This window comes from Candidatus Babeliales bacterium (assembly GCA_035944115.1).
Classification (GTDB): domain Bacteria; phylum Babelota; class Babeliae; order Babelales; family Vermiphilaceae; genus DASZBJ01.
This window is the reverse complement of the sequence record DASZBJ010000036.1, coordinates 1-25,284: the sequence shown is the minus strand read 5'-3', so window position 1 is coordinate 25,284 and position 25,284 is coordinate 1. Positions and strand designations below refer to the sequence as shown.

15 protein-coding genes are annotated in these 25,284 nt (G+C 40.3%); 13 read left to right on the top strand and 2 right to left on the bottom strand.

The features are described from left to right. The 10 genes from VGT41_04295 to VGT41_04250 form a co-directional block, all read left to right on the top strand. On the top strand, positions 1–122 hold a 122-nt coding region (locus tag VGT41_04295; protein ID HEV2601494.1), incomplete at its 5' end, for an IS5/IS1182 family transposase. 162 nt (positions 123–284) lie between these two features. Beyond that, positions 285–2,252, top strand: a complete 1,968-nt coding sequence (locus VGT41_04290) for a hypothetical protein (protein ID HEV2601493.1) — start codon at positions 285–287, stop codon at positions 2,250–2,252. A gap of 256 nt (positions 2,253–2,508) precedes the next feature. Then, positions 2,509–3,906, top strand: coding sequence for a hypothetical protein (locus VGT41_04285; GenBank protein HEV2601492.1), 1,398 nt, complete (start codon positions 2,509–2,511; stop codon positions 3,904–3,906). A gap of 66 nt (positions 3,907–3,972) precedes the next feature. Next, positions 3,973–4,665 (top strand): hypothetical protein, encoded by a 693-nt coding sequence (locus VGT41_04280; protein HEV2601491.1) that lies wholly within the window; start codon positions 3,973–3,975, stop codon positions 4,663–4,665. Positions 4,666–4,711: 46 nt separating this feature from the next. Next, positions 4,712–6,544 (top strand): metallophosphoesterase, encoded by a 1,833-nt coding sequence (locus VGT41_04275; GenBank protein ID HEV2601490.1) that lies wholly within the window; start codon positions 4,712–4,714, stop codon positions 6,542–6,544. A gap of 44 nt (positions 6,545–6,588) precedes the next feature. Beyond that, entirely contained in the window at positions 6,589–8,904 is a 2,316-nt protein-coding gene (locus tag VGT41_04270; protein ID HEV2601489.1) for a metallophosphoesterase, read from the top strand. A 183-nt stretch (positions 8,905–9,087) separates the two neighbouring features. Continuing rightward, a complete protein-coding gene (locus tag VGT41_04265; GenBank protein ID HEV2601488.1) occupies positions 9,088–10,902 on the top strand; it encodes a hypothetical protein in 1,815 nt (604 codons plus the stop codon). Positions 10,903–11,169: 267 nt separating this feature from the next. Further along, a complete protein-coding gene (locus VGT41_04260) occupies positions 11,170–17,166 on the top strand; it encodes a hypothetical protein (GenBank protein HEV2601487.1) in 5,997 nt (1,998 codons plus the stop codon). A 108-nt stretch (positions 17,167–17,274) separates the two neighbouring features. Next, a complete protein-coding gene (locus tag VGT41_04255; GenBank protein HEV2601486.1) occupies positions 17,275–18,009 on the top strand; it encodes an RNA methyltransferase in 735 nt (244 codons plus the stop codon). A 27-nt stretch (positions 18,010–18,036) separates the two neighbouring features. Next, positions 18,037–18,321: a GIY-YIG nuclease family protein gene (locus VGT41_04250; GenBank protein HEV2601485.1), complete on the top strand. Its 285-nt coding sequence runs from the start codon at positions 18,037–18,039 to the stop codon at positions 18,319–18,321. 410 nt (positions 18,322–18,731) lie between these two features. Here the strand turns inward: VGT41_04250 and VGT41_04245 are convergent, their stop codons facing one another. Together VGT41_04245 and lon are read right to left on the bottom strand one after the other, a co-directional pair. Next, positions 18,732–19,823 carry a carbohydrate kinase family protein gene (locus VGT41_04245; protein HEV2601484.1) on the bottom strand — a complete coding sequence of 364 codons (1,092 nt, stop codon included), beginning with the start codon at positions 19,821–19,823 and terminating at the stop codon, positions 18,732–18,734. A 3-nt stretch (positions 19,824–19,826) separates the two neighbouring features. Beyond that, positions 19,827–22,202, bottom strand: a complete 2,376-nt coding sequence (gene lon, locus VGT41_04240; protein ID HEV2601483.1) for an endopeptidase La — start codon at positions 22,200–22,202, stop codon at positions 19,827–19,829. Positions 22,203–22,436: 234 nt separating this feature from the next. Between lon and VGT41_04235 the strand changes: the two genes are divergently transcribed. Genes VGT41_04235 through VGT41_04225 form a run of 3 tightly spaced genes read left to right on the top strand, consistent with a single transcriptional unit; the run spans position 22,437 to position 25,167 of the window. Further along, positions 22,437–23,117, top strand: coding sequence for an ABC transporter ATP-binding protein (locus VGT41_04235; GenBank protein HEV2601482.1), 681 nt, complete (start codon positions 22,437–22,439; stop codon positions 23,115–23,117). A gap of 9 nt (positions 23,118–23,126) precedes the next feature. Then, positions 23,127–24,737 carry a murein biosynthesis integral membrane protein MurJ gene (murJ, locus tag VGT41_04230; GenBank protein HEV2601481.1) on the top strand — a complete coding sequence of 537 codons (1,611 nt, stop codon included), beginning with the start codon at positions 23,127–23,129 and terminating at the stop codon, positions 24,735–24,737. Between the two features lies 1 nt (position 24,738). After that, positions 24,739–25,167 (top strand): NUDIX domain-containing protein, encoded by a 429-nt coding sequence (locus VGT41_04225; GenBank protein HEV2601480.1) that lies wholly within the window; start codon positions 24,739–24,741, stop codon positions 25,165–25,167. Positions 25,168–25,284: the final 117 nt, after the last annotated feature.

Genomic DNA, 25,284 nt, shown 5'->3' with positions numbered 1-25,284 from the left:
TAATAGAATGTTGCTTCGGAAAAATGAAACATTTTAGACGGGTTTTTTCACGTTTTGATAAATCAAAGCGCAATTTCCTGTCTTTTCTTGCATTTGTGGGAGCATGTTTATGGTTACGATAAAAACTCAACAGAACCTAATCATACCCATACCCAAGAAACAAGATCCATCACAAAAGCCGCCTAAAATCCAATTAGAATCGATCGATCATTGACTTTAAACCAACCAATTCTATAGGGTTAATCATAAAAGGGATTTTAATTATAAAAAATAAGGATGGGGCTATGAAGAGAAACAGGTTATACATGGTGCTCCTTGTGCTCAGTATTGTATTACCAACAAACTGTTTTGCTGCCAATGCAGTCGTAATGAAAAGAATCAATCAAGAAATGCAAAAGAAAACCGCCACCGCAGCACAAATGGCTTCATTGCTCGTAGAAGCAGCATCAACAGGTGAAGAACAATGGGTACGTATGAAAGTAGCCATATTCGTACACAAACTCAGAGATGAAGCTGAGCGAGGCGCTCTATCTTATCAAGAAGCACAGCACATAGGAGAAAGAGCCGCTGCAGGTATTGAAAAGCTCAGAAATAAACCTAAGCAAGGTAAAGCAATCGCACAAGATCTACGCCATTTGGTACAAGGACTCAAACATAGAGATGGTGTTACACCAGCCCCAGAACTCATTCCAAAAAAGCCGACCCCAGAACCAACTCCTGAACCAAAACCAACTCCAACACCAGAGCCTAAGCCAGTAAATCCCGTAACTCCACAAGATCTTAATAATTATATCAATGCGTTAACACTCAGGCTGTATCAACGGTCAATGCTCAAAAATATAGAGAATTCCCCAAGCAGTAATGTGATCCTAGTAAGTGAACGATTTCGAGCGGCTTTAGGAATGATTTTAACTGCTTCAACTACAGCAAATCAAACAAGGATAGACCGACAGAAGCAATGCAAAAATGGTGTACTTGCTATTATGCGCAATCTTGCAGAAAATAACCTTGCAGAAGTCGATGCGCAACTCAATCTACTCCCTGATACAAACCCATACGTGGTTATCGACACTCTGAACCCAGCACCGTTTAGTCATCAAGATTATTTAACTAAAAAATATAATTCCATTCTCTATCAAACGATTTTGCAACTATTCATACGAACTGAGAAGTTATTCGATGGAACAACATTAGAAGAAATAAACGCAACTATAGCAGCAGTTTCTAGGGACCCGATGCCAGGTCCAACAACGCCAACGAGCACCGCAGTAACCCAGCAAGATCTCGATAACTACGTTATGGCATTAATGTCTAGATTATACCAAACAACATTCAATGGCCTTGGAACATCATTTAAAGATCAAAATAGCGAAATTGTAAAAGCAAGCAATCGCTTTAAAGCTGCTCTGGCAGCAATTGGCACTCCTCCACCACTTTCAACTTTTTCAGCAGAACATAATAATTATAAATCCTACGTAGCAGATATTTTACGTAGCCTTGCGACAAACGATATAGTCCTGACAACAAGACGTGTAGTGAATGAACTACCGGCACCTTCCACCACTACATATCCCGCATTTATACTGATTGTAGCTGCACCATTCACCTATCAGGATTTTTTAACTAATACCTATAACGGCGTACCATATAAATTAATAATTCAACAATTTGCACGCAATGAAAAACTATTCGATACCAAAACAAAAACTGAAATTACTGCCACCATTCAAGCAGTAGAATCATATGCACCTTCAAATGTGGCCATTACCCAACAAGATCGAAATAATTATGTTGATGCACTCATTAAACGTCTGTATCAAAAATCAACCTTAAAAGATGTCGGCCCTGTCTCGCCCGGTTACCCACTCAGCACTGCAAATAAACTTAGTTTTGACTTTAGAAACGTTTTAAATACCATAGGAAACATCTATCAAGTATCCTTTGTATCTGGGCTGATGGCTGCTTACTCCATTTATAAAACACGCTTTACAGCACTTCTGAATAGCCTTGCAATGGATGATATTAAATCAGTAAACACACAGCTCTCTCAACTGCTTGCAAGCCCAGCGCTATCGCCCAACCCATCATCAGCGCCTGCCATTACCTACGGATTCCACTACCCATCATATCTGGGAATGTCGCCACTCAATAAAACCTATCAAAGCATCGTACATCAATTTATTCAGGATGAACGATTGTTTGAAAACGTGTCGGCTGCTACCATAACAGCCACGATCCAATCAGTTCCATAATTCGTCTGCAATTACGCTACGACGTGACTTTAGCCGTCTATAACTGAAATCGCCCGCTTGCACACAGCAAGTGGGCGATTTTCTTTCAAAACAGCCAACTCGATACCCTACAATGGGTTTATCCCCTTTTTAAATCTCTTCATTTCTTTAAATTCAAATAAGAGGCCTTAATACTGTTGACTTTTGAGTTTTAATTTCTATATGATAATTATAAAAGAAGTATTAATTATAATAACCATACTAATAAAGGACTGTTATGATGAAAAAAAATCTACTATACGGAGCCCTCGTGGCGCTCAGCCTACTGCAATCGCCACCCAGCTTTGCAGCCAACGCAACTGAACTACGTTCAATAGATTCAGCTATGAAAAATAAGCTTACTACTACAACACAAATGATAGGGTATTTCAAAACTCTTGCTGCTAATGGAGAAGTCCAACCAATAGAGCTTCATTTAAAAACTTTTGATACACGACTGAGACTAGAAGCAAAATCTGAAGCATTATCGCAACCACAAATTGATCAATTAAGAACAAATGCTATTACAGCTATTAGAAATATTAAAGGTAAAACGAGTCAAGGTGTTGTGCTTGGTAATAAACTAGCGGCATTAACTTATGATATCGTTAGCATTCAACCGACGCCGACTCCTACACCAACGCCAGAGCCAACTCCAACCCCTGAACCAACACCGGTTGTTCCACAGATAACACAACAAGATAGAGACAATTACATTAATGCATTAGTCGATAAAATGTATAGAACTTCTGATATGAAATATGCTCTTGATGCTGCTTCTTTTGCAGCATTGCAAGACACTACAAGTAAGGACAGTGCAATCGCAAAGAGTAATCGCTTTGCAGCTGCTATAGAACGAAGCTTCAACCCACCGACAACGGCTGGCGCTCTTTTAGATCAAGCGAATGATTATAAACAACGCCTGTTAGATCTTTTGACAAGTATTGCCGCAAATGATTGGGGAGCAGTCAATCTAAAAATAGCTATAATGCCAACACCTATTGTCAGCCCTCTCTATACACCTACACCAACTAACACAGTATTTACACTTCTGAATTATTACAGCAAACAGTATAACGGCAAACTATATCAAACAATGCTGCAAACATTAGCACGAAATGCAAATCTTTTTGCAAATATAACAAAAGCAGAAATTGATGCTGTAGTTTCACCAGTAACACAAAGCGATATTAATGCCTATACTGATGCATTAGTAAGAAGAATATACCAACAATCAATATTGAAAAATGCTGGTAACACCTGGGCCCCAAATATCGCCGCAGACACAGCAAGCACAAGGTTTGCAATTGCTATTCACAGAAGCTATGCTCCAGCAACACAAGACGCCCAAGCAACTGACTACAAACAACGCTTGTTAGATATTATGCGTAGCGCAGCTGCAAACGATATCACCACACTCGACGCACAACTGCAGGCACTCCCAACTCCTTCTACTGGAGCAGGGCTGTATACATTCATGGGAACATCATTTGTATATCAGAATTATCTAAGCTTAGATACTGGTGTATCTGGAATGAAATTCCAAGGCATGTTACAAGAATTAGTACGCAACGCAAATCTATTTCCAAACACAACAAAACTAGAGATGAATTCAGTAACACAAGCAACACCATAAAAGAGAGATCGATAGCGCCCACTACAAAATAGTGGGCGCTATTTCCAATTATAGGGGGGAAGTTTCATGAAAAAAATTGTATATCCAATCGCGGTTGGAATCGTTATGATAGCAGCATCAACACTCAAAGCTGCAGCTCCTATTATACCGCCAACTCACACCTCTCCCATGACGCAACCAACAGCCCCAATAAATACTCCTTATTACGCGCCACAAACGTTCACTACTCCTCCCACATCATCTATGACACAACAAGCCGCAACAGAACACGATTTGGACAACTACGTAAATGCATTAGTAAAAAAATTATATAAAGAATCAAACCTACAATATATCAATACTACTAATGCTTCTCATGCTGCTCAAAATCCTGCTGAAGCACAACAATCTTTTGCTTCTATAAACAAACAAGCTATCAATCTTGCTGCAGCCTTACAAAGAGCATACAATCCGCCAACAGTACCTAATGCTGTTTTAAGTCAAGCAAACGAATACAAGGCACGACTCTTTGATCTGTTACGCAATCTTGCAATCAATAATATGGCAGCTGTCAATCAACTCATTAGCTCTCTGCCTGATCCATTACCAGACCCACTCTATCCACCTATCACCACACCACTCACCTACAATGGATATTTAGGCCGAGAATACAATGACATCCTGTACCAGACTATGCTGCAAGTTTTAGTACATAATGCGAATCTATTTCCAAACATATCTAAAGCTGAAATAGACGCTTTCATAGCGACAATACGGTAAAAAAGGACAAAGTTTTATAAAAAAATTTAATAAAAAGAGTTGTAAAATGAAGAAAAAAATACTGTATTCCCTAACTCTCGCGCTATATATAATCCCTCTTTCCGTTTTTGCAGGAAATGCAAATGCTATGCGTCGCATAATGCAAACTATGAAAGACAGCAATACAACTGCTATGCAAATGGTTGCATTACTTGATGAAGCTGCACAAGCAGGGCAGGAACAATGGATCGCGGCCAATCTCACCACCTTTATTACACAACTAAACAAAGAAAACAATGAAGAGACACTCACCGCACACGAATTACAAACCATTAAAACTAAAGCAATCAAAGCTATAAAAAAAATTAAAAAAAGAAAAAAACAATTAATGGACTCTTTACTTGCACAATTAGCACCTTTACAAGCTGATGAAAGACCTCGTATTCACGTCAGTGCTGATATTGAAGGCAATTGGGATAAAGTAAAAACATTTGTCGAAAAGAGTGACATTGTGTTTTTTGAACACCCCGATGATCCAAATGATTACAAAGCTACAATACAAAATAAAAATGCACAGTTCGTTTTTCTTGGTGATGCGCTTGATAAAGGGCCAAATAACAGACAAGTATTACAATTCCTTATACATTTAAAAAAACGATATCCAAAACAAGTAACACTCATCATGGGAAATAGAGACATCAATAAACTACGATTTCATGCGCTTTCAGAATTAACCGATGAAGCAATTAAATTAGACACAGCGAATAAATTTTTGCCAAACAAATTTAGATTGAGCGGCTGGGAAAACCTGTTTAATGAATGGCTCGAAGGGAAACTAAACAAAAAAACCGGAGAGATGCAAAAATTAAACCTTGTTGATGGAACTCCAAGTATTTACACCAATGGTACACTTGCCACAACTGACAAAATTTTAAAATTAAAATTTTTAATGCAAGAAACTCTCGGAGCAGGACTCGCTTTTAATCGAGAAACCGGAGAGATAACATCACCGCAAAATGCATTTGATGATTTCAAAAAAGAAAGTAAAGCCAAAACTGATGAGGAAGCTTTTAATAAATATATGGAGTTCGTAGGGCCCAAAGGCCTTGTCATGGAATACTTACAGCTGGCAGAAATTATACATTTTGATAAACATACCGGCACATTATTTATGCATGGCGGCCTATCAAATGAAAATTTTGGATATATCCCTGAAACAGTAAAAGGTAATGGCAAAATACAAAAAATAGAAAATAATATACCCCAATGGGTTAACAATTTAAATCATTGGGCGCAAGACCGCATAAAAGATGGCATCAAAAAAAATGTTAATGGAGTATTGCCACTCATTGAGTATCAAGAGCCAGAAACAAAAGAAGAAGATGGCCTAATCTTTTGGGATCCAAACAAACCAAATCCATACAGTGTTGTACAAGCTCGCCCATGGGGACCAGATAAAAATTTAAAAGCGCTCGATCCGAAACTAGTTAAAAAATTGATTCAACTTGGCGTTAACAAAATTGTATTTGGACATTCACCAGTAGGAGAAGTGCCTGTTATCATAAAAGGGGAAAAAGGCTTTATTTCTATTGCTGCCGATACTTCATATGCCCGTGCACCATACCCCCGTAACGCAGTCATAGAAATCACCAAAGATAGTGCGACTATATACGCCGATTATTATGAAACGAGTAAGGACAAAATGAATAACGATATAGTAACAAAAAATGAACTTACTTACAGTTCAAAAGATCCACGTGTTGGGGTATCAAAAGTTATTGATAAAAAAACATACTGGAATATCAGCCCTATTCATGATGGAAAAGACATGCTTCAAGGGACTTGGTCTGTGCCTGCGGTCCAATATCGCATAGCACCGATGGCAGCGGCAGCAGGATAAAAAAAATAGAATAAAGAAATTATACATTTAATAAGGAGATTGTAATGAAAAAACAACTATTATACGCAACAGCGCTTGGACTCAGCATAGTATTTCCCTGGTCATCTTTTACGGCCAGCACCCAGATGCCACAACCGATAATGATGAACAAAAATAGCATAACCGCACGAATGCTGCTTAATGACATAAACAATTTTGCAGCGCAAAAACAGATACCTTCATTAAGCCAGAGCATCCAACTGTTTATTACGAGACTCTCTTTTGAAGCAAATCATGGTCTTTTATCACAACAAGAGGTTGATCAACTAAGAACGAATGCCTTTAATGCGGTTAAAAATATCAAAGAAGCAAAACTACTTGCTACCCAACTATACGAAAAAACTAAACATATACAAAGCATGCCTCTACCAACACTGCCAAGAGCAATCGCAGCACCTTCAGCAAACAGTGAGGAAATAAAAAATAGTTATGTTAATGCACTGATTAAGCAACTGTTTGAGCGTTCAATGATGAAACAAAATCCATCACTCAGCACGACCTTTGAATCCGCCTTACAAATAATTAAAGATGCACCGAAGAAATCATGGGAACGAACAAAAGCGACGTACCAATATCAAGACATAAAAAAACGACTCACCACTCTCATGCGTGCTCTTTCTGTAGGCGATATGAAAGAGGTGAATACACAGATCAATAAGCTCCCTGCATTTTTACGTAAACCAAACGCAGCGTTATTCTCGTTTCAAGATTACTTAAGCAAATCATACAAAAATCAATCATATCAAAACATCTTACAAACGCTTGTCCGAGAAGCAAATCTCTTTACAACAACATCGATTGCTACAATGAACGAGGTAATTACCCAAGCAAATAAAGAACTACTACCCCCACCAAATCTTATTGAAACCCCTGCAGATAATGAAACTAGAATCCATGTCATTGCAGATATTGAAGGAACCATACAAAAGGTAAAAACATTTGCTGAAAAAAGCGATATTCTTGTCTTAAATCCAAATGATCCTACCGATTATAAAGCAACACTACGAGGAAATAATACACAGCTGATATTCCTTGGTGATTCAATAGATAAGGGCCCCAACAGCAAGTGGGTTCTCCAATTTCTTATCCATCTAAAACGCACCTATCCAAATCAAGTAACCCTGATCATGGGCAATAGAGACATCAACAAACTCCGTTTCTTTGGACTTAAAGAACTGACTGATGCTGCACTTAAAATGGATGAAGACACTACTAAATTCTGGCCAAATCGATTCAGACTTTCTGGATGGGAGCCTGCATTTAAAAATTGGCTCAATAAAAAAGTTACTACCGCCGATGGAAAAGAAATGCAACTTGCCTCTATAGACGGAGTGCCTACTGAGTACACTCATGGAAAAAATCCACAAACAGATAAAATCTTAAAACTAAAATTTTTAATGCAAGAAACTCTCGGCGCAGGAATGCTCATCAAAGATGATAAAATCGTCTCAGATCAAAATGCATTTGATGATTTCAAAAAAGAAATTAATGCTGCAACAGATAAGCAAGCATATGATGCATACATAGCATTTGTAAGCCCAGGTGGTTTAGTTGCTCAATATCTACAACTTGCAGAGCTCATTCATTGGGATAAAGCGACAGGAACTCTCTTTATGCACGGCGGTATTGCTGAAAAAAACTTCGGTTATGTACCCGAAACGGCAAAAGGCAGGAACGATGCCAAAACAATCGCTAATACAGATGAGTGGATTCCCGCTCTAAATAGATGGGGACAAGATCGCATCAAAGATGCTCTGAAAGGAAATATTGATGGCGCCTTGCCAATTGTTGAATACCAAGAACCAACTATTATTATAAATAAAGATGGACTACAAATCTGGGATCCTACTACACCAAACCCCTATAGCGTTGTACAAGTGCGACCGTTCGGACCGGATAGAAATTTAGCACCGATGAGTAACAAACTTATAGCACAGTTACTGAAAGATGCTATTAACAAGCTTATAGTTGGTCATTCTCCAGTCGGAGAAGTACCAGTCATAATAAAAAATGAAGATGGGACATTTATCAGCGTTGTGGCTGACACATCATATGCTGCTGCCCCTCATCCACGCAATGGCGTGATAGAGGTAACCAAAGGGGGCGTAAAGGTATATGCAGATTATTACGAAAATAAGGGAACTATTAAAAATGAACTCATATATAGTTCACAGGATCCACGCATAGGTACAGCAGAGATGCTTAATGGCAAAAAATATTGGAATATCAGTACTATTCATGATGGCAAAGATATGCTCCAAGGCACATGGGCAGCGCCAGCTGTTACCTACCAAATCGTGCCAATCGCGCCTGTTAAGTAAAAAATAAGGTATTAAAGAGGGGGGAAAGAGAGCTATAAATCTCAATCCCTCTCTCTTTGTATCCAATAGGGAACCAATACAGAATTATTCAATCTATTGATTTTTAAAAATAATTTCATATAGAATTGTAAGTAGATAATTATAATGGAATAAACTCATTCTACCGTTAATAGGAGTGTTATAATGAAAAAACAGTTACTATACCTAACCATTCTCGGGCTCACCGCCTTTGCTGCAACATCCAATTTTGCTGCACAATCATCACTGAACCCCAGAAACAAAGAACAACTCGACGCATTAATTCAGCGGCTCAATAATGAATCAATTTTAAATAACTCTGCTGGATATCGTAAATCATGGAGATGGTTACTAGAAACCATCAGAGATAACAAGCCAGATTCTTTTACTGCATATGAGACCGGCCCAGATGCTACTAAATATGAGACCAGCAAAACAAATCTTACCAATATTCTAAAGGACCTAAAAACTTCAGGGTCCTCTGCAATAGCAGACGTGAATAACATCTTTAGAAACAACATAGGAATAAGTAGAAATTTCTTTAGCGCAGATTTTACCTATGATGATTATCTTAAAAGTCCGCTCAAAAACACACTTGAAACATTCGTAGCAACAGAATTACCTGGCTTTTTTAAAGATATTCCAGGAGCGCTAATCGCAAAAGAAGTAAGAATAACAAAAGCAAAACAAGAAAAAGAAGCAAAACAGCGTGCCGAGCAAGAAGCGGAAGCAGAAATAGTTGGATACTATAAAGGAACTCCAGAGAAAAAAGCGACCACGGCATATACAGGAGCGCTTGGTACCGGAATAGCATTGACTGCTGCCGATCAAATCGCTCGAGAAACAGCGGTTCAAACAGCTCATGAGGCCGCACGAAGCATGCGAGAACAAGGCTATGCTAATCAAGAACCCTGGACTCCAACAATCAAACCGGTAGCATCTGATACATCTCCAACAACGTTACAAGAATCACCTCAAACCAGTACATTTGTGGAAACACAACGCACCGCAGCAAGCGAAGCAAATAGACAAGCAATATTAGCACGACTACAAACCCAAGCGGAAGCTCAACAAGCTGCCGCTAAAGAGGTGGCTCGAGTCCAAGACATAACAGAAATGAGAAGGCTAGAAAGCTTATACCCAACAACACCTCGACTCACCCCAGGAAATGCTATAGAAGAAGGAGCAGAAGTTCGACAAGAAGCTGCTCGACAAGTACAAGCAACAGCTACTAGCAACGCCCAACTTGATGCAGAGGCAGAAATGGCTGCTCAAACGGCCAATCTAGCTGCACGAGAAGGTGCTACAAGAACTGCCATCGAAAAAGCATTGTATGAAAGACAACTTGTATCTGCAGATGCTCCAGAAGAGGCATTTGGGGATGTAGGAAGTGAACTCACGGTGCAAGAACCAACACTCGCTAGTAAAGTCTCAACAGCAGCATCACGATACTTTGATAGTGCATTAAAATGGTTACAAACCTCTACATCTGATGAAGAACCTGCCACAATTGCCAAAATTGACACAGCCCTTGCACAAACAGAACGTGCCATTGCACCCTATGACGTCACCCTAGGAAAAATTGAAATGGCTGATTTAAGTCCTGAAGAAGTTAGCAAAATGGCAGATTTACAACAATTAGTCGACACGACTCAAGAAACAATTAAATCGGCGAAAAATGCGGTAACTGCCGGCGATACGCAAACCGTTGCAAATGACGCTTCACTATTAAAACAACTAGGAGAATCTATCGATGAATCTGTTGCTGCACTAACTCCTGAAGTAATGGCTAATATATTTGCACAATATGGAATGATGGGCGGATGGTCAACGCTTGGAGATGCAATCGCTGAAATAGGCGCATCGCTCGGCGCATGGTCAGAATCCCTCGGATATGTTGGCGAAGCTGCAACTGAAGCAGCTACAGCAGCCGCAGAAAGCGCATCTGGATGGTCTGAAGGATTCTCAGGCGGACTGTAAAAATAGCAAAATCATAAAAAACGAATGTTTAAAAGGTCGGAGGCAAAACTTCCGGCCTTTTTTCTCCTCTTACTCCCTACTTGCCAATCCACACGCAACTCAACAATCCCCTATCAATTAAAAAACCAAATGAAGTTTTCAGGCTGAATAGAAAAACCATTGACTTTATCACATTGATTTCCATAAGATTAGATATGAAGCAATATATGAACAAATAAAATAATAATATTAAAAGGTTTTTAATACATTCATAATAGGGGTTTTATAATGAAGAAAAATATAATATATCTAGCAATTTTAGCGCTCTGCACCCTGGCGACCGCACCATCATTTGCAGCAAGTCAAAGACAAATGGATGCCGAAAGACACATGGATGCCTTAAGCGAGCAGTATTATGGAGCTAATGCTACACAAGCAGTCGGGCTCATAAAAGAAGCACTCAGATCACCGGGAACGTATCGATGGATAGAAGACAAGGATTTTCTTAACTCCTTCGTAGCAAAGCTCAATAAAGAAACTACAACCTTAACCCCAAGAGCACTTGAAGCATTAAAAACCGACCTAATAAAGAATATGAAAGGCAAATTGCCTCAGGCACAGGTTACCAGATGGAATAATACATTAGCACCGATTAAATCAAAAGTCGCAGTCCCAGGTCGTTCAGCAGTAAGACCCGCGCCTGTAGTTAGACCAGCCGTAAGACCTGCACAAGTACCATCCTCCGTCAAAGCTCCGGCTCGCATGCGACCAGCAGCACCAGCCGTAAGACCTGCATCGGTAGCTCGACCAGTTGCAAGACCTGCAGTAGCACCGGTAAGACCTGCATCTGTAGCTCGACCAGTTACAAGACCTGTAACAAGACCGGCAGTAACTCCGGTAAGACCGGCTCCAGCGCCATCCTTCGCCAAGGCTCCGGCTCGCATGCGACCAGTAGTAGCAGCGCCAGCCGTAAGACCTGCACCTGTAGCTCGACCAGCCTTCGCCAAGGCTCCGGCTGGCATGCCAGCAGTTAGACCTGTGGTTAGACCAATAGCAGCACCAGTACAACGCCCAGCTGTAGCGCCCGTAGCGAGACCTGCCGTAAGGCCTGCGCCAGCTGCAAGACCTGCGGCAGCACCTGTAACTAGATCGGCAGCACCACGTACAACCCCTATCATTATGGCACCGCGAGCAACTTCGGCTCAACGAGAAGCAGAATCAGCTGCAGAGCAACGTCGACAAGATGCAGAACTTGCAAGAGCAAGAGAACGCGCTCGCCAAGCACAAGAACGAGAAGAAAAAATAGCCACACAAAGAACAATCGAACAAAGCGCTATGGAAAAAGAAGCTCGCTTACGAGAGCAAGCTCGCCGAGCACAGCAGGAGGACGAACGAAATTCTCAAGCCGATCAAAAGGCAAGACAGCAAGCAGCAGAAGCACTGGAACGTATACAAGAACAAGATCGAAAAGCCCTTCTAGAGCGGCAAGCAGAGTTAGAAAGAAAAGCAATAGAAGAAGTTAAAGCAGCACAACAAGCACAAAAACAAGCAGCAGAAGAACTGAAACGTATACAAGAACAAGATCGAAAAGCCCTTCTAGAACGGGAAGCTGAATTGCTAAGAAAAGGAGTAGAAGAAGTTAAAGCAGCAGAACAAGCACAAAAACAAGCCGAAGAAGAAGCGCAACGTAAACAAGTGTTAGTGCGACAAAGAGAAGAAGAACAAAAACAATCAGCGCAACAAGCAGCACAGGCGCAAGAAGATGAAAGAAAAGCTCAACAAGCAGCTGAGCTAGCAAAAAAACAACTCAAAGATGCTGAAGACAGAGACAGAGCAGCTCGTGAACAGAAAGTAACACAAGAAGAACAAAAGCATATTGCTCAAGTGCTTTTAAAAGCTGAAGAAGAAGATAAAAAAGCAGTGGAAAAGCGACTACAAGAAGAAACTAAACGTCTTGAAGCTGAACAAAGACAAAGAGAAGCTACTATAGCAGCAGAGCAAGCAGCAACAGAAGCTCAACGTGCAAAAGACGAAGAAGCACAACGTGCCCAAGAAGCTCGCGCAGCCCAAGAAAGAGCAGAGCAAGAAAAAGCAGCGGCAGCACAACGGGCACAAGCAGCACGACTCGCTGCAGAAAAAGAAGCACAAGCTCTAGAGCAAGCTCGACAAGCTGAATTAGCTCGACAAAAAGCTGCGCAAGAAACCAAACGTCAACAACAAGAAGCGCAAAAACGACAAGAAGAGCAAATAAAGCAAGAACGATTGGCACAGCAAGCGCGAGACGAAGAAGCAAAAGCTAAATTAGGCGCTCAAAAAGCAGAGCAAGAACGTCAAGCCGCTGAGCAAGCTCAACAAAGAGCTGTTATTCAAGCAGAAAAAGACCGTACTGCGCAAGACCTTGTAGCTAAAAAACAAGCGGCACAAGATGCAGTGAACCAGCTAGTAGCATTAGAATTAAAACGCATCACAGAAGAAGAAGCTGCAAAAAAATCCGCACAAGCTTCTAGAGATGCTGAAGCTGCTGCACAGAAAGCAAGAGAAGCAGAAGAAAAACAAATACAAGAACTTGCAGAAAAAGCCGAAGTTGCACGAGTAGCGGAAGAAGAACGCCTACAACAAGCAAGAGCAGCTGAGCAAGCCGCAGAGAAAATAGAACAAGAACGAGCAAAACGTTTAGAAAAACAAAAAGCACGAGAAGCATTAGCAGAAAAAGCTCGACACGCAGAAGAACGAGCTCTAAATAGAATTGCTAGAGAAAAACAGGCGCTAAAAGACAAAGAACTACTAGTTTATCAAACCAATTTGGCCAAACAACAATTATATACACCATACATAGATGCACTCATTAAACGACTGTATGTAGCATTATTAGACAACAATGAAGAATACCAAAGAGTCTTCAGAGGATTATTAAAACAATTAGATGACGGTATAAGTGAAGCCACTCTTAGGGATATTCTGTTCGCTCTTGCGAAGGGAGACATGCAATCAGTCGAAATCAATTTACAAAAGAGACAAGCTCAAAAATTTATTACAGAGGAACCTTTCAACTACATCACGTACGGCAATCTTCCATTAAAAAGCGATCTTCTACAATTTGCTATCAAAGACAATCTTTTCCCGAACCTTACTGAAGAATTCATACAAGCAACAGCAGGATACGATGATCTTCGCCTACAATACACCGATGCTTTAATACGAAGATTATACACATATCCTATTCTTTCCGAAAGCCGACCAAGACAACAGGATTTCAGATGGATTCTACAAGGGATAAAGATAAATGACGAAACAAGAATTACTTATTTAAAAGATCTTCTTAAATACCTTGCAGCCAATGATGCTCAGTCCATTAACACAAATATTTTCTCAAAATTCAGGCAAAGTTCTGGATTTGGCAATGATTTTGACTACACGGATTACGAAAAAGAATACAAAACACAACTTGAACAGTTTGTTCTGAGAAACAACATCTTCCCGTTTATGCCGGCAGAAGACAGAGTAACGCAAGAGAAAATCCAAGCAGTGGAACAAGAAGTGGCAAAAACACCAGAGCAAAGAGCCGAAGAACGAGCTGAACGACTACGACAGGAACAGGCAAGAGCAGAAGAAGCGGAAACAGAAGCCAAAACAGAAAGAGAGGCAAGACGCCAACAGGCAATAGCAGAAAAAGGAATCCGCGAAACGGAAGCAGGAACACGTGCTGAACGCGAAAGACAAGCAGAAATGAAAGCTGAAGGTGAAATACAAGCAGAAGAACGACTAGAAAGAGAAGAACGCGTAAAACGAGTAACAGTAGCAGCAGATAGAGAGCGTAGAGAAAGATTGGCAGAAGCAACTGTAGCAGCAAGTGAAGCCCGTGGAGAAGAATATGCAGAACGAGCAAAAAACAGAGAATTAGCAAAACAACTTGCTGAAGAAGAGCGAACACGTAGAGTCGCAGAAATAGCTCAAACTTCTAAATCTGAAGAAGCAAGAAGGGAATTTGAAGAGAAACAAGTAGCAGAATTAAGAGAATCAGACATACAAGCAGCCCGAGAAGAAGCAGAAGGAGCATCAGCTTATGACTTACAACAACAAGTACTATACAAGCGTTATGCCGATATCTTAATCAAAACACTCTATGAAGATACCGTTTTAGCTACAGATTTAGGCTACCGAAAAACATTTAGAGGCCTTCTTGATGAACTTAAAAAAGATGTCGACATTGATGCCGATAAAAGAGCGAATCTTACAAATATCCTCAAAGCTCTTGCGCAAGGAGACGTTCCCACAGTCAATGCGATTTTTGCAAAATTAGGAGCCGGATGGTTCGGATTCGGATCGGATCTTTCATATGATGAATATCGAAACAGTGGAACAGCAGCTCAAGCGCAGTTACCCGATTATAGAACATTACTTAACACATTCATCAAAGATGAAAATATATTCCCTAATCTGACGCAAGAAACGGTCGACGCAACTGCAGAATATAATAAACTTCGCGTGCAATATGTAGATGCATTAATCCAAAAGCTGTATCAACAACAAATCTTCAGCCATGAAGAACATCGCAGAACATTTAGATGGATCTTAGAGGGAGCAGTCGAAAGGAAAAATAAGTATCTAAAGCCTATTCTTGAGAATCTCGCACAAAATAATATTAGCCCAATCAATCAAATATTTGAAGATCAACCAAGCTCAACTGTCTATGGATCGGATTTCTGGCTTGAAGATTATGAGAAAGGATTCAAAAAACAGGTACAACAATTCGTAATCGAGCAGAACATATTCCCGTTGTTTGAAATTACTAAACTCAAAGTTGAGACGTTGCAAGCCGAAGTAGCAGTACAAGCTGCCCAGCAAGCTCAAGAAATAGCAGCTCAAGCAACTAAAACTGCTGAAAAAGAAGTTCAGCAAGCATTACAAGAAGAGGAAAAAACAAGAACTGAAACAGGCAAAGTTCCAGAAATAGCATTACCTGCCGGTGTAACAACTGAAGAAGAGGTTCAAGCTGCAGCCGGAACTGAAAAACCTGCATCACCACAACAAACACCACTGCTATTAACATATAAACCAAAAGAGGAAGAAAGAAAAGAAGCGGCTGTAGCAACCGCGGGCGACGAAATCGTTAGAGAATATATCAATACACTCGTGCTGACCTTATTTAATACCAAACCATTGATAGAAGATAAAATCTACCGATCGTATTTTGCAAACGTGCTCACGGAACCAGTAAAACCTCAAGTACAAACAAACATAAAAACGATATTCATTAATTATCTAAGCAAAAACGATCTCAATGGATTGAGCGATTATTTGCAGACACGAGCGAGCATCATATATGAGCAAACCCTACAAATATCTGATTACTCTTATCAGGAATATGAGGCAAACAAAGCGCAACAGGAAACATTATATAAGGTACTCAAGGGAGAAATTGCAGACATCACCCCTGACCAGCTAGCAGCTACCAAAACTGATGCACAAAAACTGATACAAGACAACTTAGCACAACTCAAGACTATTCAAGGCGATATTGCACAAAAGATGCCTAACCTGAATGACCTAAGCGTCCTGCAAAGTACTGCACGAAACATTGATAAAGCACTAGCTATACTTTCTAACCTCCCATCGGACATATACAACAACGCAAAAGCAATGAATTTCCCTGAAATTAAACGTAGATATTTAATATTACGGCAAACCTTAGCGCTCAAAATCATGGGCACTCGAAGACAAGAACCTACCGCTACACCAGCCTCCGCCCAGGCTACACAAGAACCTACCGCAGCAACTGCAGAACCAGAAGTAACGCCAGCTCCAGAAGCATCAGCCGCGGCTCAACCAGGAGTAACACCGGAACTGCGACTGCAATATGCCGATGCATTAATTCAGAAACTATTTAATGAATCAATCTTAAAAGATGATGCGGGGTATCGCAGGACATTCAGGTATCTTTTAAGTAAATCAACAGAGCCAAAGATAAAAAATGATTTAATCGTTATTTTACATGCACTTGATCAAGATCAGGTAGAAAATGTAGATCAAGAGTTTAGAAAACTAGGGAAATCCAGTATGGTTACATGGTATGATATGTCATACCAGGATTACCGTAAAGAAAGAGCAAAAGAAATTAATACATTAGTAGAGAAAGACCCAACGCTCTTTGCTACAACGACTGAAAAAGCTATGAAAGCAACGATCGCAGAGCAACAGAAAAAAACAAATGCGGCAACAGAAGAAGGGGAAACAGGCGAAGACGAAGATGCCGCAATGAGACTTGCACGAGAACTTGCTGACTAAAATGATATCAGTCTAAACAATGAGAAAGCCAAAAGTAGCTGGAAGCAATTCCGGCTACTTTCACTTTAAAAATAGGCATATTCCATAAAATTTGTTATTTTAAGGTTTATGAAGAAAAAAGAAAAAACACAAGGCGAACTGGTATATGGCACCCATTCGGTTCTTGAGCTCCTGAAAGCCAAACGGCGTAAGATCATATCTATTTATACGGTGAAACCTGTACTTAAGATATGGCCTACCATTGAAAAACTACTCCCTAAGTATCCTATTAACATTCAATATGTAACAAGAGACGTTCTTGCTCGCATTGCAGGTTCAGCTGATCACCAAGGAATACTGGCGTGGGCTGATGCATATCCGTTTCGTAAACAGTTTTTTTCTTCAGACAAATCCCCATTCTTACTGATGCTTGATGGCGTACAGGACATTCGCAATTTGGGAGCAATCCTACGATCTGCGTACTGTGCTGGGGTTGATGGCATTATTCTTATCAAAAAACAAGCTGCTCCGCTTAACGCCGCAGCGCATAAAGCTTCTGCCGGATTTGCAGAACATCTACAAATCTACGAAGCCCCATCGATTGAAGCTGCTGCACAAGATCTTTCCCAAGCAGGATATCAGCTCTATCTGGCAACATTTGAAGGTGAAAGCGCCATTGATTGCGCATTCAAAGGGCCACTGTGCATTGTCATGGGTAGCGAAGGGACAGGGATATCTAAATCTTTATACCGTTCCGGTACGCACGTAACCATACCACAAAAAACAACTGATATTTCTTATAACGTTTCGGTTGCCGCAGGTATTTTGCTTGTTATGGCTGCAACGAAGAATAAAAAGATTTAACGTTACATTTGTTACGCTCGTTATGTCATGAAACAGTCGACAGTTTATATTCTTACGAACAAAGAAAATGGCACGCTGTATGTTGGCGTCACCGCTGATCTTGCACGACGAATTTATGAGCATAAAAACGGTCTCGTTAAGGGCTTCACAGAAAAATATGGTTGCAAATTATTAGTATTTTATGAATTCCATGAAACCATGGAATCTGCAATAGTACGAGAAAAACAGCTTAAGGGTGGATCGCGAAAACAGAAACTGGACTTAATTGAAACAATGAACCCCTATTGGGACGATTTATACGAAGAGTTGTGAGAGAGTGCATTCGATCTAAAAGGTCGCGCTCATTCTGAGCGCACAATAATCTGGATTGCTTCGTAAACTCGCAACGACTGTGGGAAATATCTTGCGAAATAAGCAAAGTCCATCAACGGAAAAACTGTTTCTGCACATAAGATAACAAATTGACCTTCTGATGAATTCTCTAACTACCGCTGAGAAGTGGAACTCTTTTTCCTATTTAAAAATAACTTACAACACACAACCGATATACTCCAAAACATAAGAGTCCCTAGTTGTCGTTGCGCCTTGTCCGTCGTAGTCTTGGCGAAGTCGAAAACTTTAGCATAATAGGAAGACTTGGATTCTTGCATAAGGTATTTCCCGCAGCCGTTGCGAGCCTGCGCGACAATCCAGGTAATCATGCGCTCAGCATGAGCGCGACCTTACCCCTCAAACCGTTGTAGCAACGCCTGATTCAACTCTGCCATCTTGGCATCAATTCCCGCTTGATCAAGCAATCCTTCTTTTGCGTCAGAACATTGAATCACCGATGCACTATTAATAATCCCCGCTCGCATTGCATATTCAATTGATTGCCCGCGAGCAAGCTGTGCAACAAAACAGGATGCAAATGCATCCCCAGCGCCAACAGTATTTAAAACCGGAACCGACAAGCTTGGATGAAATAGAACAGTACCTGCAGATGCCGCATATACCCCGCATGCACCATCAGTAACTGCTATGATTTTTACACCTCGTGCATGGATAGCAGCAAAAAAATCATACAAATTAAAGCTCATATCATTGTGCGTAAACAATTTGGTCAGCAATGCCGGCATAGTGCCAGGACCATTCGGCGGCTTTCTTTTTTGCAACTGATCACACAATCCATAATCAATTTTCATAATCGCCTGCATACATAACTGCATTTCATATGAATTTAAAATTAAAATATCAATGGCAGGCAATGCGTCATACAAACTACGCACATTTTTCTGCAACTGATGGCTCCCTGGGTTTACCGCCACGGGAATACCTCGCTGCTTCGCTTGAGTTGCTACATAACCAAGCAGTGCTGCAGATTGACCCGTCAATGAACTTATATAAATCTGATCCTGTTGCGCAAGCAGATCAAGAGAAATGTCCTGCTGATTAAGCAATAGATTAACACCACGATATACCAATACCGTACGATCTCCTGATGGACACGGCATTATCACGGAACATCCCGTTGCACTACCATGAGCCACGGCATGATGCAGCACAACTCCTTCTTTTCGTAACTGCTCCTGTATAAAAGCGCCAGCACAATCATCGCCAATTTTAAAAATTGCATGCGCCTGAAAACCCAAGCGAGCAAACAAAGTGGCGGAGTTTGTCGCTCCGCCACCTGAACAGTATCTGATTGATTCTACGTCTATTTTTCGTCCTTCTTGCAAGAGAACGAAACAGTCTTGGTTTATCGTTGTTGTTTGCAAACAGCCTGTTGTAAGAAATATATCATACGTTGCGCCACCAATACTCAATATCTTCATGGCTTATATACGCGCCTTATGTTTCTTATCAACCACAACCACTGCCGATAATACCTGCTTGATCACGTCATCAGCATGATCTGCCCATACAAGAGTGATCCCTTTTGCAATATCTTCCATATTTATCAAATCGTTCTTATTTTGCGACGGCAAAATAACATGACTTACTTTATTGCGTTTTGCAGCGAGTATCTTCTCTTTTACACCACCGATTGGCATAATTTCACCGCGTAAATTCAACTCACCGGTCATTGCATACTGCCCATTAATTGGTCGATTAGTAAGTGCTGAAAGAATTGATGTTAGCATGGTAATTCCTGCAGATGGACCATCTTTTGGTATAGCTCCCGCTGGAATATGTATATGAAAATCATTTTGCGTAAACACACTGTTTGCAATGTTAAACTCTTTTGCATGTGCTCGTGCATAACTCATCGCTGCTTGCGCAGATTCTTTCATTACATCACCCAACTGACCAGTTAAAATTAATTTTCCCGTTCCTGGCATCATAATCGCTTCAATCTTAAGCATCTCTCCGCCATATGATGTCCATGCCAATGCGTTAGTAATACCAACCTGATCTCTTTGCAGTGCAGCGTCCGATGCATATTTTCGTGGTCCCAAATATTTTTCTACACTTTTAATAGCAATCGGCTCAATCTTTTTAGTTTCTACAAATGAACGTGCTATTTTTGAGCAAAGCTTTTGTATTACTCGCTCACATTGTCGTACGCCAGACTCTTTTGTATAGCTCATAATCAAATGTGCCAAAATAGCATCATTAAATTTCACCGCTTGACCGTCAAGACCCGCATCGCTAATCGCTCTTTGCACCAAATGTTGCTTTGCAATATTAATCTTTTCTTCAAGGGTGTATCCTGAAAGCTCAATTATTTCCATACGATCACGAAGTGGCGCTGAAATAGTGTCTACGCTGTTTGCTGTTGCAATAAACATCACTTTTGACAAATCAAAAGGAATACCTAAATAGTTGTCATAGAAAGTAACATTTTGCTGTGGATCAAGAACTTCAAGCATTGCAGCTGATGGATCTCCACGGAAATCTGAACCAATTTTATCAAGTTCATCGATGATAATAACCGGATTCAACGAATTCGCTTTTTTAAGTGCCTGAATAAATCTACCTGGTAGCGCACCAACATAGGTTCTACGATGCCCACGGATTTCCGCTTCATCTTTTACACCGCCAAGTGAAATTCGTGCATATTTTCTACCCAAGCTTTTTGCAATCGATTTACCCAACGATGTTTTGCCTGTCCCTGGAGGACCAACAAAACAAAGAATCGGTGCAAATCCATCTTCTGCCTTAAGATTACGCACCGATATAAAATCTAATATTCGCTCTTTGATATCTGCAAGCCCATAGTGATCTTCATCAAGAACCTGTTTTGCATGAGCAAGATCAAGGTTGTCAGTCGTCTTTTTACCCCACGGCAATGCAAAAATCCATTCCAAATAGGTACGGATTACCGATGCTTCCATAGAATCTGGTGAGGTTCGTTCTAATCGACTGATATTACGCTTAACCTCTTTTTTAATATCATCAGATACCTGTAAAAGATCAAGTTGATCTTTAAGTTTCTCTATTTCCTCTTCATCTTCATCGCCCAACTCTTTTTTAATCGCACGAAGCTGTTCACGCAGGTAAAACTCTTTTTGCGATTTGTTCATAGAATCACGAGCGCTGTTTTTTATCTTCTCCTGCATTTCCCCAACTTCAATCTCTTTGCTCAATTGTAAATAAATCCCAGACAAAAACTCTTGCAAGGTTGAAGCTTCAAGTAATTGTTGAGATTCTTCTACATTGATACTTAAATGAGACAAAATAAAGTCAGCTATTTTTTCAGGATCCTGCATTTTTGAAAGAATCATATGAAAATCTGGACTAAATAATTGCCCATTCACGCTAATTTTTTCTGCTAAATCTTTAATGTTTCTAATCTGGGCTGTAACCTCTTCTTGATTTTTAACCGGCGGCATTTGCACTTGTTGAATTGATGCATATAAACTTTCATTTTCAGCAACTATATTGACCGCGCGTGCTTTTGCTATTCCTTGTACCAGAACTTTTACACCTCCTTCTGGTAAACGAATCAGCCTCATAATTGATGCCACAGTACCCACTTGATACAAATCTTTTGTACCAATTGCTCCTTGTCCATCAACTTCACCTCGCGCAGCGAGTAATAATACAAGTTTTGAATCTTGGAGCGCACCATTAATGCCTTGTATAATTTTCTCATCAAGTACCAATAATGGAACTAACATGTGAGGAAATACTACAATATCCATTGTCGGTATTACTGGCAATACGTCCGGAATGGAGCTTGGCATGTTCCTTTCAAGCAATGAATTCATTTTACTCCCCCTACTATTAATAAGTCACATTTTCTACTCACCCAGCCCCTATTCTAGAAAAAGAGTCTGTTTGAAAACAACAATTATTCAAAAAACAGACTAAAACTATGTATGTCAGTCATGAAGTTTTTTTCCAAAAGAGCAAAAAAGAGCTATTGATCACCGCTTCGCTTGGTATATAATCAATAGGTACCCATTTTAAAAGGGCTTTTTACCAGCATATAAAGGAATACCGTGACGCTTGCTACTATTGAACTACGCAACATTACCAAAAAATTCGAGCAAGGATCCGAATTAATCCAAGTCATACATGATATTTCCAAACTATTTGTACAAAGCTCCACGTATGCAATTACGGGCGAATCTGGTTCCGGTAAATCTACCCTTCTCCATCTGATTGCAGGACTCAGCGAACCAAGCAGTGGGTCCGTTTTATACAACAATCAAGATATTACATCAATCCCACAAACAGAGAGGAATCTCTATTTAAATCAATCCATTGGGCTTTTATTTCAATTACCATACCTAATACATGAACTATCGGTCATTGAAAACATTGCGTTAAAAGGTTTAATTAAAGGAAATTCTTATCAAGAATCTATAACAACCGCATATGAACTCCTTGATGCAGTTCAACTGGGTGATAAAGCGCACGCGCATCCCGCAACATTATCTGGTGGACAACAGCAACGAGTTGCCCTTGCTCGCGCTCTATTTAATAAACCTGCATTTCTTCTAGCCGATGAACCAACAGGAAATCTTGATGAAGCAACAAAAATATCGATCGTTAATTTTCTTCATCTCTGTCAAAAGCAATGGGGAATGGGAATGATCATCAGCACCCATGATGCATACGTTGCGCAATCCATGCAATGCATCCTGCGACTACACAACGGACAATTTACCACCGCATAAAGGTTTACCATGAATAACTCACCAAACAACAACGACTCTCATTCTCGCAAAGTAGAAGAACCATTACATAGAAAATCGATTATAGAAAAAACATTAAAAATAAGTCTTTCGACCCTATTAAGCCGCATCTTCGGCGTTGTGCGTGAAATTCTCACGATTAGATATTTGGGAGCGGGCGCAGTATCTGATGCATTTTTAACCGCTTATAAAATCCCCAACTCTTTACGAAAAGTTTTTGCAGATGGCGCAATTTCTGCCGCTTTTATTCCAACCCTGGTAACCGTGGTACGGGAAAAACGATGGACAGAAGTTAACAGTTTAATGACCCTCGCGTTTATAGCACTAGAAGGGCTGGCGCTTCTACTATGCGGTTTAGTTATGTGGCAAGCGCAATTCGTTCTCGGCTTGATTGCACCAGGATTTTCTCCTGTACAAATTGAAGCTGCAATACCATTTTTAAGAATTTTAATGCCACTTATTTTTTTTCTTTCAAGCAGCGCTCTGCTTGCTGGCGCTCTACAATCGGTAGGACATTTTTTTGTACCCGCATTTTCTCCGGTCCTTTTTAACATCGTATATATCGTAGGCTTGATTATCTGCTTAGCATGCAAATTACCCGTTACGTATCTCTGCGTTTTTGTCCTGTTTGCCGGACTCGTACAATTTCTGATGCATCTGATCGCCTACTGGAATCTTGAATTCTCATTTGGCGCCATTACCAATGAATCGTTGCATACCTTTAAATCAATTCTGATAAAACTATTTTTATGCGGCATCAGCATCAGCATCGTAGAAATAAGTTTGTTTATCGACACCAGTTTCGCTTCCTATCTTCCTGAAGGGTCAATTTCTTTAATTTATTACGCGAATCGATTTATGGGAATTCCTATGGGAATGTTTGCGGTCGCATTTTCTACCATTCTGCTTCCCCATTTTGCTCGCGTCGGATCATATGCACGCAAACGGCTCAACTTTTATCTCCTTGAAACAACAAAGCTCGTTTTTTGGGTCACCATTCCCGTTGCATTAATCATGGCGTTTTTCTCAGAAAAGATTTTTGCTACCATGTTTCTTTCGCATAAATTCTCGATGGAACAAGTGGTACAAGCAGGACAGATACTGCAAGCGTTCTTAATCGGCCTGTTCTTTTTCTCGCTCAATAAAATTTTGCTTAACTTATACTACGCAATTCATGTCACCGGAGTTCCCGCACTCATTACTGCCGGGACCACTATTTTGAATATCTGTTTGAATGCTTTGCTCATTCACCACTATCAAGCATATGGGCTTGCCATTGCAACTACCATTGCTGCCATCGTACAAACGCTTCTTTTTATCTGGGTATTATGTAGATATTACAGCTTTCGTTTTTATACGGCCCAATTTGCTCTGTTTATGGGCAAGTACTTGGTACAACTCACTTGTATACTTCTTCCCTTTTACTTCCTACTTCTGCACATAGAAAAACTACTTCACCTTCTGCCAACACCTATCGCTCACTTCTTACTGTTTCAAATTGGTTATTGGCTTTGGACTGGAATTTTATGTCTTATTTTTGCTGCGGTCGTCTTTTTGACCCGCAGATGGTTCAACGTTCAACTCTACTTTTTAGGGAAATAATATGAAAAAAATGTACTCTGCTGGCGTTATACTCCACACAACAACAAATAATGAGCGACTGTTCTTACTGCTGCACAACAGCCAAGGACATTGGGATTTTCCAAAAGGAAGGGTAGAGCATGGTGAAACTATTTATGATGCTGCATTGCGAGAATTGCATGAAGAAGCTGGCTTAACAGTTCAAGCGCTCGATCCGATGTTTAAAGAATCAATTACTTACACATGTAGTTATGACGGACAGGAATATATAAAAGAAGCGATCTTTTTTCTTGCACAGATGCCGGAAGCGGTTCCTGCCGTACTTTCACATGAGCATAAAGATTTTATTTGGTGCACATTAGAAAAAGCAAAAACGCTGCTGGAATATGACGATTCAAGAAATCTGTTAGCCAGAGCGGATGGATATCTAGGCCGTGTGAACCAAATTTAGAATCTATGGAAACTTTTTCTGTATTTGAACGCTAGAAGAGCAAGAAACTTTGCGGTAGTCATTGCGAGTTTACGAAGCAATCCAGCCTCAAAAAACATACTCATAAAAAAATCAGGC

Bases quoted from the DNA above. Each gene is read 5' to 3' on its own strand.
- VGT41_04290 (HEV2601493.1), top strand. From the start codon at position 285: ATGAAGAGAAACAGGTTATACATGGTGCTCCTTGTGCTCAGTATTGTA.
- VGT41_04285 (HEV2601492.1), top strand. From the start codon at position 2,509: ATGATGAAAAAAAATCTACTATACGGAGCCCTCGTGGCGCTCAGCCTA.
- VGT41_04280 (HEV2601491.1), top strand. From the start codon at position 3,973: ATGAAAAAAATTGTATATCCAATCGCGGTTGGAATCGTTATGATAGCA.
- VGT41_04275 (HEV2601490.1), top strand. From the start codon at position 4,712: ATGAAGAAAAAAATACTGTATTCCCTAACTCTCGCGCTATATATAATC.
- VGT41_04270 (HEV2601489.1), top strand. From the start codon at position 6,589: ATGAAAAAACAACTATTATACGCAACAGCGCTTGGACTCAGCATAGTA.
- VGT41_04265 (HEV2601488.1), top strand. From the start codon at position 9,088: ATGAAAAAACAGTTACTATACCTAACCATTCTCGGGCTCACCGCCTTT.
- VGT41_04260 (HEV2601487.1), top strand. From the start codon at position 11,170: ATGAAGAAAAATATAATATATCTAGCAATTTTAGCGCTCTGCACCCTG.
- VGT41_04255 (HEV2601486.1), top strand. From the start codon at position 17,275: ATGAAGAAAAAAGAAAAAACACAAGGCGAACTGGTATATGGCACCCAT.
- VGT41_04250 (HEV2601485.1), top strand. From the start codon at position 18,037: ATGAAACAGTCGACAGTTTATATTCTTACGAACAAAGAAAATGGCACG.
- VGT41_04245 (HEV2601484.1), bottom strand. From the start codon at position 19,823: ATGAAGATATTGAGTATTGGTGGCGCAACGTATGATATATTTCTTACA.
- lon (HEV2601483.1), bottom strand. From the start codon at position 22,202: ATGAATTCATTGCTTGAAAGGAACATGCCAAGCTCCATTCCGGACGTA.
- murJ (HEV2601481.1), top strand. From the start codon at position 23,127: ATGAATAACTCACCAAACAACAACGACTCTCATTCTCGCAAAGTAGAA.
- VGT41_04225 (HEV2601480.1), top strand. From the start codon at position 24,739: ATGAAAAAAATGTACTCTGCTGGCGTTATACTCCACACAACAACAAAT.